We start from the raw sequence: 10,866 nt of genomic DNA, 5'->3' as shown, positions 1-10,866 counted from the left end.
AAAAATAATCAGCCTTGGACAAAACTGCGATTGATTGTAGTTTATTCTACCGAAGTTTATATTGAATTGGATATCAATCAGTCTCCTTTTAATGTGGGAGAAGCAGTAGAGTTATCGGACTTTTACTTAGATAAAGTTCAGAGTTTAGCTGGGCGTTATGGTTTAAGTTTATCCATTGAATCAGGTCAAAAGTTAATGGGTATGGTAGGCGGACATCCTTATTTGTTGAACCTGGCTTTCTCTACTCTTAGCAAAAATCCCAACATGACTATGGATCATCTTTTAGAAACTGCCCCGACAGAATCAGGGATTTATCGTCATCATTTGCGAGAACTTTTAAATAATCTGATTCTCCATCCCAATTTACTGGAAGCTTTCAAAAAATTACTGACAACTACTAAAGCTGTGCGTCTGGAACCTAAGGATACCTATCTCTTAGAAAGTCTGGGATTAGTCAAAGCAATCGGTAATGATTGTATTCCGAGATATAATTTGTATCGTCAGTATTTTAGTAACAGGCTTTTCTAGTTAGGGAGCAGTCAGCAGTCAGCAGTCAGCAGTCAGCAGTCAGCAATCAGCCGTTAGCAGTCAGCAGTCAGCAGTCAGCAGTCAGCAGTTAGCCATTGGTTGGAAAATGAAAAGTGAAAACTGATAGCACCTCAAGTAGCGTGCGCGTAGCACATAAGCTGATAGCTGATAGCTGATAGCTTCTTTATTCCCTACTCCCTTTCTTACCATGACCAACCAACCAACAATCTACCAAGTTGGGGGAAGTTTACCTCAAGATTCCACAACTTATGCTGTGCGAAAAGCTGATGACGAAATTTTTCAGGCTTTGATGGCTGGGGAATTTTGTTATGTGCTCAACTCGCGACAGATGGGGAAATCGAGTTTGCGGGTACAAACTATGAAGCGTCTCAAAAAAGCAGGAGTAGCTTGTGGTTGTATCGATTTTACCATGATTGGGAAAGAGAATATACCCATAGAGATGTGGTATTCAAGCTTGATAGTGATGCTGGTGGATGAGTTTAAGCTATCAAGTAAATTTGATGAAGAGGCTTGGTTTAGAGAAACAGAGCACATCGCTCCCTTGTTAGGGTTTGGTAAGTTTATTGAATCGGTATTGTTGGCAACTATTCCGGAAACTATTGTTATCTTTCTAGATGAAATTGACAGTATTATTAAGGTAGCGTTTAAAGATGATTTCTTTGCCTTTATTCGCAGTTGTTATAACCAAAGAGCCGAAAATCCTGCCTACAATCGGCTGAGCTTTTGTTTGCTGGGAGTAGCAACTCCAGCGGATTTGATTCAGGATAAACAGCGCACTCCGTTTAATATTGGTCGGGATATTGAACTGACTGGATTTACCTTTGAGGAGGCGAAAACACCACTGCTCCCTGGTTTGGTAGGGAAAGTGGATAATCCTGAACAGGTGTTAGGTGAGATATTGACCTGGACGGGGGGACAACCGTTTCTGACCCAGAAGTTGTGTAAGTTAATGGTGGAGCATGCTCTGGCTTCCCCCTTATTACAGCCGTTTTCAGATGAATTGACCTCATTACCAACAGCTGCAAGCCCCCTAAATCCCCCAATTCTGGGGGACTTTAACTCAAGTTCCCCCCAAAATTGGGGGGCTAGGGGGGCGGGAGACTTGAACTCAACTTCCGTTGAACAGGTCGCCCGTACCCAGATTATTGACAATTGGGTATCTCAGGATAAGCCAGAGCACTTGAAGACTATACGCGATCGCATTCTCAGAAATGAGCAACGGGCGAGTAGGCTGTTGGGATTGTATCAGCATGTATTAAATCAGGGTAGTCTTGCGGCTGATGGCAGTGAAGAACAGACGGAATTAAAGCTATCGGGGTTGGTAGTGGAGCGGAATGGCTATTTGACCCTTAACAACCGGATTTATGGCAGTGTTTTTGATCGTGATTGGGTTAAACAAGAATTAGCCAGACTGCGTCCATACTCTGAAGCTTTTACTGCTTGGGTTGAGTCTGGGTGTAAGGATGAAGCTCGTTTGTTGCGGGGGGTGGCTTTACAGGATGCTCAAGCTTGGGCGAAGGGTAAAAGTTTGAGCGATTTGGATTATCAGTTTTTGGCGGCTGGTCAGGAATTAGACCGCAGAGTATTGGCAGAAGAAAGTCGGATATTAGCTAAGGCGAATGATACCTTAACTGAGGCTCAAAAGAAAGCCAAGCTAACCATACTAATAGGGGGTATTAGTCTAGGTTTGTTCTCAGTTGTAGCAATAATTATTGCTATGATCACTGCTAAAAACATACAAGAAGCTAAAACAGGTACTCAACTAGAACAACAAGCGCTTAGTATTTTACGAAGGTTACCAGGGGATAATGGTTACTATGGCAATCGAAAGCTTTTATACTCAGCCATGGAGACTGGGCAACAACTATATAATATCGTGAAAGATGGTCGCTCTTTTGATAACTATCCTGCCATCACTCCTCTGTATGCTTTACAGCAGAGTCTTAGTAAATTCAAAGAAAACAGAAGATTTCGAGTACATGAAGGCTCGGTAAATAGTGTAAGGTTTAGCCCGGATGGTAAGGTGCTGGCTACGGCATCATCGGACAAAACGGTCAGACTCTGGGATTTAGAAGGAAATCAATTAAAGCGGTTTCAAGGACATCAAGACTCGGTAAATAGTGTAAGTTTCAGCCCGGATGGTAAGGTGCTGGCTACGGCATCATCGGACAAAACGGTTATACTCTGGGATTTACAGGGCAATCAATTAGCTCGGTTTCAAGGACATCAAAACTCGGTAAATAGTGTAAGTTTCAGCCGAGATGGTAAGATGCTGGCTACGGCATCATGGGACAAAACGGTTATACTCTGGGATTTACAGGGAAATCAATTAGCTCGGTTTCAAGGACATCAAGACTCGGTAAATAGTGTAAGTTTCAGCCGAGATGGTAAGATGTTGGCTACGGCATCATGGGACAAAACGGTTAGACTCTGGGATTTACAGGGAAATCAATTAGCACTGTTTCAAGGACATCAAGACTCGGTAAATAGTGTAAGTTTCAGCCGAGATGGTAAAACCCTGGCTACGGCATCATCGGACAAAACTGTTATAATCTGGGATTTACAGGGCAATCCATTAGCAGTTTTGACAGGACATCAAGACTCAGTAAATAGTGTAAGGTTTAGCCCCGATGCTCAGAAGCTTGCTTCTGCATCAAGGGACAAAACGGTCAGACTCTGGGATTTACAGGGCAATCCATTAGCAATGTTTCAAGGACATCAAGACTCGGTAAATAGTGTCAGTTTTAGCCCCGATGGTAAGATGCTGGCTACCGCATCAAATGACAAAACGGTTAGACTCTGGCCAGTGGAAGATTTAGGTCAGATGCTAGCTAGGGGTTGTAAGTTGCTTGAAGATTACTTTGTGAAGTATCCTGAATCCTTAGATAGCTTAAATAAATGCCAAAATTAAGATGCAAAAATAGCTGCAGCTTCTGGTTTTGTCAAACAAGGTGAGCAGTTAGCTAAAGAGGGTGAAATAACCAAAGCCCTATCTCTCTATAAACAAGCACAACAACTAGATCCAAACCTAGACATTTCTGCTTATGATTGGAACAACCTCTGTTGGGATGGTAGCCTCCATGGATATGCTGTTGAGGTGATGGATGCCTGTGAAAAAGCAGTAGCAAAAGAACCTGAAAATGGATTCTTTAAGAGGAGTCGTGGTCTGGCTAAAGCTCTGACTGGGGATAAAGCAGGAGCAATATCAGATTTTCAGGTATATGTAGACTCGACCGACAATGATGAGTGGAAAGCACAACCGCAAAAATGGATAGATGACCTCCGGGCTGGTAAGAATCCTTTTACGGAAGAGGTGTTGAAGGATTTACTTGAGGAGTGAGGGAAAGTCAGAAGTTAGAAGTCAGAAGTCAGAAGTCAGCGGTCAGCGGTCAGCGGTCAGCAGTCAGCGGTCAGCGGTCAGCGGTCAGCGGTCAGCGGTCAGCAGTCAGCGGTCAGCGGCCAACTTTTTGGCATAGGCTTCGACACCAATGTTATTCACAAGCTGAACGCGATCGCGTGTGCGTAGCACATAAGCTGATAACTGAACGCGATCGCGTGCGCGTAGCGCATAAGCTGATAACTGATAGCTGAACGCGATCGCGTGCGCGTAGCGCATAAGCTGATAGCTGAACGCGATCGCGTGCGCGTAGCGCATAAGCTGATAGCTGATAGCTCCCTTTGTTACAAAATTTTTCAAAATATGTTATAATATAAGATTATTTGTGCTATACTATAACAGTGGGCGCTGAGACGCCCAGAGTCAAGAGCTAGCCCGGTGAAAGTCCAAAATCGACGGGCTAGCTCTGGCTCTCCAATCACAAGGAGATACTTTTATGATGACGTATTCAGAACGGCTTCATCCATGGGTGGTCATGCGACTGTTACCCAAGATGCAGCGGGTAGTTGTTGCTCGCTTCCGCAATCGGTCGGATGCAGAGGGACATTTGTGGGCTTTGAAAAGATTAATGCCTGATGCGGAATTTATAATTATTTTTGATGTCGGTAATAATAATCCGATGGATGAAGAATCCTAGAAAATTACATGCATCTTGGTGGAATGGGCATCTTGCCCGTTCCACACTGAATACTGATAGCTGTTAGCGTAGCGTGCGCGTAGCGCTTAAGCTGATAGCTAAACATACGGCGGTTTGCATAACTATCAAGTACACTGACTTTTATCCCTATTCCCTATTCTCTATTCCCTCTTCCCTGCTCCCTGCTCCCTGCTCCCTAAAACCTAGATATTTGTACCTCACAAGTCGTAGAATTGCTATCAAACATCATGCTAGTATTAAAATCTTGCGCCCTAATCTTATTCACAACTTGTTTGATTAGTTTTTCTTGGGCAGGCTTGGCTTTATTTACTCGGCCTAACGGAATCCCAAATGGTGTGCGGATTCTGTCTGTCTTATGGACGCTATTAATAGTTCTACAGGTCAGTACCATCGTTCTTACTGAAGAAACCAATCTAATCCTAAGTTTAATGGGACTGAGCATCTATATCAGCTCACTAGTTTTGTTTTGGTGGACAGTGAAAACAACTAAGGATAAACCTTTGTCTCTTTGCTATTCCGATGATTTACCAAACCACATCTTTACCACTGGCCCCTATAAATTCATTCGTAATCCCTTTTACACATCCTACCTGCTCTGTGTGCTAGCTGGTGTTTTTGTTACTAATCAACTCTGGCTACTAATCACAGTAGTAGTAATCTTTTTACCCTACTATCAAGTTGCTCGCCAAGAAGAAGCGAAATTTTTAGCTAGTAGTTTTGCGGCTGACTATAAAGTGTATAAAGAAAACACAGGAATGTTTTTACCTAAGTTATGGCCTCAATCACAAGGTTAAAAGTTTACATATGACAATCCCACACTATAACGATCTCGGCGGTGCGATTCGTGGGGTCTGCCATGCTTGGTGTAAAGAGCAAGGCTATAGCAATCCCTTTTGTCGCAATGGGGAGTGGTGGGCGTATCCCCCTAATGGCGTCATGCCTATCCAAATCAAAACAGTGATGGGAAAAAGTTGCCAGCGCCCAGTTCGACTCGGGCGATTGATTCTGTTTCTATATCCCGATGGATCCTTAGCTCCTGAGCCTGAGTTAGCTCTTGATGTGACAATTTTCAAATAACAGTGTCCTACTCCCGACTCCCGACTCCCGACTCCCGACTCCCGACTCCCGATTCCCTATTCCCTACTCCCTTCTATTCAAAATGGCCACAACCGTTGCAGCAATCGCCAAATTTTAACCACTAGCTCTTCTATCCAAAGTATGGTGATGTCTAACCACTCCAACACTCGTTCTAAAGGATGCTTAATATATCCTTCTGGAGTTGCTTGAGTTTCAATCCAGTCTTGATCTGGCTCTAGATCACTAGAGTTTTTAGAGTTAGCGATCGCACTATTTTCTTCTCCCTTAGATCCGTTAACCTTGGTGCTACCAGAGTTAACAACTGCTAGCGGTTGATCTTGAGATTCTTTGGGAGTAGTTTTTCCTAAATTATCCTGAATTTGGGACAGGTCTGGTGATTTATCAGTTTTAGAATTTCTCTTCTGGCTGATCGATGGTCTTGCTTTAACTTTTGAGGATTTATTTCTCGATATAATCAGCTTACCTGGAGCCTTTAGTAAGTGCAGGTATCGCTTAAAGAGGGTCCAAATAGACTTTTCTGACTTCACAGGAATCTTGCTGTTGAATCCTTCGGGTAACTGATGTCTATTATATTTAAGATTAGCAACCGGTAATTCTGCCTGATTTCCGGAGTTGGAGGTTGAGGCAGAGAAATTTTGGGAGTGGTCAGATCCATCTGGATTGCCCCATAAATCATTATCGGTTAACCAAGGCTCCAATTCATCTGATTTAGACCCAGATGGTGTTGAGGTGGATGATCTTAATGAGGGGGAAAGTGGAGGGGAATTATCTCCTGATAGCTGATGGGCTTCTGGGTATAAATTATCCCTGTTTCCTCCTGGTAAAACCTCTCCAGAACCAGAAGCAATTTCAGATTGGTCTGAGGAACTACTCAAACTAAAATTAGATGCTTTTCTACCAAAGAAATAGTCAATCGCAGCATAGATTAAGCTTAAAATTTTAAGTCGGTTAGTGTCAGACCCAACCGTTACCTCCTCTGAGCTATCACCCTTAATAAATGGTTTTTGTAGGGCTTGCCTCAGCTTAACCACCACTTCAGACCCTGGTAATAATTGGTGTGATTCCAGTTCTAGCAATTTGTTATCCAGGAAAGTTAATAGGTCTTGAATTGGGCTAGAAGGTGATAGCTGGAATGGTTTGGGTTTAGGTTGTCGGTGATTAGAGGTGGCTGATTTACCCTTGGAAACAGCTCGAATGATCCTCGATTCCCCGAAAAGATTAATTGCGATCGCTACAGGACTAGTTTGCACCCAGGCCATTAATCGCCAGAATAGCCTGATGGGTGGCAAAATAGGGGGGTGATCTAAGGTAGCAAGGGAAGGGGATGCTTTTTTGCCATCTAACGAGTGGGCTAAACGCCATTTACGCATTAAGTCAGCCACCTCCCAGCTAATTCTGGATGCTAGTTTTTGCTGCTGCTGGGGTGTCAATATATCCAGAATTTGGTTTTGCACTGTCACCAGCACTAGACCCCGGTTGTCCAATAAACAAGCTACTCCCTGAATCAGCATATGCTCATTAGTCGGGGCTTGAGCTGGGGTTTGATTTGGAGTTGCCCATTCTCCTGCGGTTACAGCTTGCCCATTATTTAGGCTGACAGGTTGCCCGTTATTTAGGGATGTTCCCCTTTGCCGTTCGATTAGGATAGGTTGCCCGTTATTTAGGGTAACAGCTTGCCCATTAGACGGTCTTAGGTTGTCTAGACCAAGTTGAAGGTTAAAGCTGCCAAGGTTCAACTCTTGTAAGACTCGCTGAATTGCTGTATCTGCTTCTGGCGGTGTTTCCTGGGTCTGGGCGTGGCTAAATGTCCTTAATTGGGGCAATCCAGCTTTTACTGAAGAGGAGATTTGACGCCCAGCCGATAAACTAGCTTGCACTAGCAGGTAAACCGGATAAAGTAAAATTTGTCCTCCCCATACCGCTGCAACCTTTAAATGCCGTGTTGTACGTTCAATTTGGTCAACAAACCGTTGAGATTGTCGATTGATAAAGTTAAACAATCTACTGCGATAGGGACCTTTGGCAGGGGAAGACATGATGGTTATTGCTTGGGTGAGGGATTAGCTATAGCGATTTGTATCTCGATTGTGAACACACTTATTGCAGGAAAAGGCAAAAGGCAACAGGCAACAGGCAACAGGCAACAGGGGCAAGAGCTCCTCAATTTTATTGTCCAATAAAAAAAGAGCTTTTAGGTTTACATCTCAAATACAAACGCGCTTATCAGCCTGATCGACATTTAAGCTGCATCTATACCAGGAACTGGTTATTGGTTGACAGTTGACGGCTAGCGCTCATAGCACTACCCATTAAGCTGTTTGACATTGATACAAGCTCAAAAGCTGTTGTAGTCAACTTTTAGGTGCGACCCGTGGCGAATTTAATTCTTCATGGGTCAAGGGCACCTTTGCCTCTAGCATGCATGCCTCTTGCCTTGCGCGTAGCGCTATAACTTTCAATAAACCACCAATAACAAATTAATCATAGTCGGTGCCATTGATTTTAGGGAAAATTTGACTAATCTTATTCCAATTACTTAAACCCAATGGATCAGATTAGGATTATTGATGGAATTAATCATGCGATCGCAAAACTCCGTGCTTTAACTCAAACAAATGTTCAGCAGGGTTGGCGATACTGTAATGAAGATATTCCTTACCCTGTGGCCACTCAACCAGAGTGCTGGGAGAATTGGTCAATAGCCCAACGTAATGACAAGGATTACATTACTTGGTCTGCTGGCAGACAAGTGATCTGGTTAACTCAACGATTCCTAGTGCCCCAGGATTTGCAGCGCTATCCTTTAGCGGGCTTAGGATTACGTTTGGTATTGACGTGGTGGGCAGAATCGGCTGAGATTTTTGTCAACGGTCAGCTGGTACAAGAAGGGGATTTGTTTGATTCCTCCACACGGATGCTGCTAACTTCAACAGTCGTGCCAGGGGAAGAGTTTGCCGTAGCCCTAAGGTTGGTTAGTCCTGGTCATGATATCGGGGGATTAATGCGATCGCAAATCCTCTACGAAGCCACCAATCATGATATCGATCCAGGCTTTGTAGCTGATGAATTGGCTGTCTTACAAAAGTATAGCGCTAACTTTGAACCCGAAAAATTAGCGACTCTAGCTAAGGCTGTGGCTGAGATTAATTGGGATATGGTTTCACAGCCGACAGAATTTATGCGATCGCTTACCCGATTGCGCCAACAACTCAGTACAATTGAGAATTCAAACTTCAGAATTCAAAATAGTCAAAACTCTATCCAAATGCTAGGTCATGCTCACCTTGATCTAGCTTGGTTATGGCCAGTGAGCGAGACCTGGGACGTAGCTGTGCGTACCTTTGAATCAGTATTAAAGCTACAGCAAGAATTTCCAGATTTCACCTTTTGCCATACCACACCTGCCCTTTATGCCTGGATAGAGCAGCATCGCCCTGACTTATTTAAAGCGATTAAACAACAAGTGGCTGCTGGTCGCTGGGAAATTGTGGGGGGGATGTGGGTAGAACCGGAATTAAATTTAATTGATGGTGAATCAATAGTTCGACAAATCCTCTATGGTCAACGTTACGTCCAGAAAACCTTCGGTCAGTTAACCACAGTGGCATGGGTAACCGATAGTTTTGGCTTCTGTTGGCAACTACCTCAATTGCTCAAACAGGGTGGAATTGACTACTTCGTGACCCAGAAGCTGCACTGGAACGATAGCACCAAATTTCCCTATGGTGCTTTCTGGTGGCAGTCTCCCGATGGCAGTCAAATCTTCAGCCTAATGTCTCCCCCTAACGTTGCTGGTGTTATGGATACAAATCCCATTACTATGGCAAGCTATGCCATTGATTGGGAAATTCAAACTTCACTCAAGGAGGCATTTTGGTTACCTGGTGTGGGAGATCATGGCGGTGGTCCCACCAGGGATATGTTACAAGTAGCAAGACGTTGGCAACAATCCCCATTCTTCCCAAAGCTGGAATTTACCACGGCCAGTGAGTATTTGTTGTTCGCGAAGCGTGGCCTTTTGGCCAAGGTTAGCAGGTTGAAGGTTGCAAGTTGTGTTGAGAACCTTAGTGTCGGAAGTGTCGGAAGTGTGGGGAGAGAAGAAAGCAGAACAGAGCAGAGGGGAGGGGGGAAAGGCCAAAGCCAAACCACTAAAGAGATTCCGGTCTGGAATGATGAACTATATCTAGAATTCCATCGGGGTTGCTATACCACTCACGCTGACCAAAAGCGCTATCTACGTCGTTGTGAGGGATTGTTGTACCAAGCAGAACTGTTTGCAGCCCTAAAAACCATTGCGACAGGACAAGCGTATCCTAAGACTGAACTAGAGGAAGCCTGGAAAAAGGTGTTATTTAATCAGTTCCACGATATATTACCAGGAACATCGATTCCGGAAGTCTTTGTAGACGCTAATCAGGCTTGGCAGGAAGTAGAGGAGGTGACAGAGGAGATATTGGAGGAATCATTAAATGCGATCGCATCCAAGATCACCCTGCCACCACCACCGAAACCCAATGCTCAAGCCATTATTGTCTTTAATCCTCTCAATTGGCAGCGTTCAGAAGTAATTGCTATTTCTTTAGCTATTTCGTTACCTGTTTCTATACCGGTCGGGTCAATCGAATGGGAAGTGTATGACTGTTTTGGGGAAAAGATAGTGTCTCAAGTTAGGCACGATCAAGCCCAGCACATCCAAAACCATGACAATAACAATGACAATCTCTCTTATTCTCAAATAGAATTGCTGTTTCTAGCCAGTAATATTCCTTCGGTAGGATATCGTGTTTTTTGGTTGTGCAGCAATGATGTGGAGTTGAGCATAGAGCTATCTCCCGATTCCCGATTCCCGATTCCCGATTCCCTCCTGGGAGGGGTTAGGGCGTGTTTTCAAAGTTTTCCGCAAGATTTAGATCCCCCCCAGCCCCCCTTAATAAGGGGGGAGCCAAACTCAAAGTCCCCCGAGCGAGCAATCCCTCGCTCGGGGGATTTAGCCCCCCAGCCCCCCTTAATAAGGGGGGAGCCAAACTCAAAGTCCCCCTTTTTTAAGGGGGATTTAGGGGGATCTCCGAGTTTGAAGACATGCCCTAGGGGTGGGTACCGATTCCCGATTCCCAATTCCCGATTCCCGATTCCCGATTCCCGATTCCCGATTCCCGATTCCCGA

11 protein-coding genes are annotated in these 10,866 nt (G+C 44.3%); 9 read left to right on the top strand and 2 right to left on the bottom strand.

Translation table 11 applies throughout. The annotated features are described in order from the left end of the window. The 4 genes from F6K38_RS01030 to F6K38_RS01015 form a co-directional block, all read left to right on the top strand. Nucleotides 1-528 (top strand): AAA-like domain-containing protein (locus F6K38_RS01030; protein WP_287355908.1); only part of this gene is annotated, 528 nt, incomplete at its 5' end. A gap of 208 nt (nt 529-736) precedes the next feature. Next, a complete protein-coding gene (locus F6K38_RS01025; RefSeq protein WP_287355907.1) occupies nt 737-3,460 on the top strand; it encodes a WD40 domain-containing protein in 2,724 nt (907 codons plus the stop codon). A gap of 189 nt (nt 3,461-3,649) precedes the next feature. Then, nucleotides 3,650-3,889, top strand: coding sequence for a hypothetical protein (locus F6K38_RS01020; protein WP_287355906.1), 240 nt, complete (start codon nt 3,650-3,652; stop codon nt 3,887-3,889). Beyond that, nucleotides 3,879-4,025: a hypothetical protein gene (locus F6K38_RS01015; protein ID WP_287355905.1), complete on the top strand. Its 147-nt coding sequence runs from the start codon at nt 3,879-3,881 to the stop codon at nt 4,023-4,025. The genes F6K38_RS01020 and F6K38_RS01015 overlap by 11 nt, the downstream gene beginning before the upstream one ends. On the opposite strand, the gene F6K38_RS01010 is transcribed toward F6K38_RS01015, so the two are convergent. Next, nucleotides 3,995-4,246, bottom strand: coding sequence for a hypothetical protein (locus tag F6K38_RS01010; RefSeq protein WP_287355904.1), 252 nt, complete (start codon nt 4,244-4,246; stop codon nt 3,995-3,997). The two genes, F6K38_RS01015 and F6K38_RS01010, sit on opposite strands and share 31 nt — an antisense overlap. A gap of 139 nt (nt 4,247-4,385) precedes the next feature. Here F6K38_RS01010 and F6K38_RS01005 point away from each other — a divergent pair, with 139 nt between their 5' ends. The 4 genes from F6K38_RS01005 (at nt 4,386) to F6K38_RS00990 (ending at nt 5,806) form a co-directional block, all read left to right on the top strand. Continuing rightward, entirely contained in the window at nt 4,386-4,583 is a 198-nt protein-coding gene (locus tag F6K38_RS01005; protein WP_070393635.1) for a hypothetical protein, read from the top strand. 248 nt (nt 4,584-4,831) lie between these two features. After that, nucleotides 4,832-5,398, top strand: a complete 567-nt coding sequence (locus F6K38_RS01000) for a methyltransferase family protein (protein WP_008186306.1) — start codon at nt 4,832-4,834, stop codon at nt 5,396-5,398. A gap of 10 nt (nt 5,399-5,408) precedes the next feature. Next, nucleotides 5,409-5,681, top strand: coding sequence for a hypothetical protein (locus F6K38_RS00995; protein ID WP_287265663.1), 273 nt, complete (start codon nt 5,409-5,411; stop codon nt 5,679-5,681). 2 nt (nt 5,682-5,683) lie between these two features. Continuing rightward, the gene (locus F6K38_RS00990; RefSeq protein WP_287265661.1) at nt 5,684-5,806 is read left to right on the top strand and encodes a hypothetical protein; all 123 of its coding nucleotides are present in this window, start codon (nt 5,684-5,686) and stop codon (nt 5,804-5,806) included. Here the strand turns inward: F6K38_RS00990 and F6K38_RS00985 are convergent. Next, nucleotides 5,759-7,738, bottom strand: a complete 1,980-nt coding sequence (locus F6K38_RS00985) for a hypothetical protein (RefSeq protein ID WP_287265660.1) — start codon at nt 7,736-7,738, stop codon at nt 5,759-5,761. The two genes, F6K38_RS00990 and F6K38_RS00985, sit on opposite strands and share 48 nt — an antisense overlap. 509 nt (nt 7,739-8,247) lie before the next feature. Between F6K38_RS00985 and F6K38_RS00980 the strand changes: the two genes are divergently transcribed. Continuing rightward, nucleotides 8,248-10,866, top strand: a 2,619-nt coding sequence (locus F6K38_RS00980; RefSeq protein ID WP_502709558.1) for an alpha-mannosidase, incomplete at its 3' end; no start/stop codon positions are given.

This window comes from Moorena sp. SIO3B2 (assembly GCF_010692525.1).
GTDB lineage: Bacteria > Cyanobacteriota > Cyanobacteriia > Cyanobacteriales > Coleofasciculaceae > Moorena > Moorena producens.
Note: the sequence above shows the minus strand (reverse complement) of the source record. Positions and strands in the feature narration are given on the sequence as shown.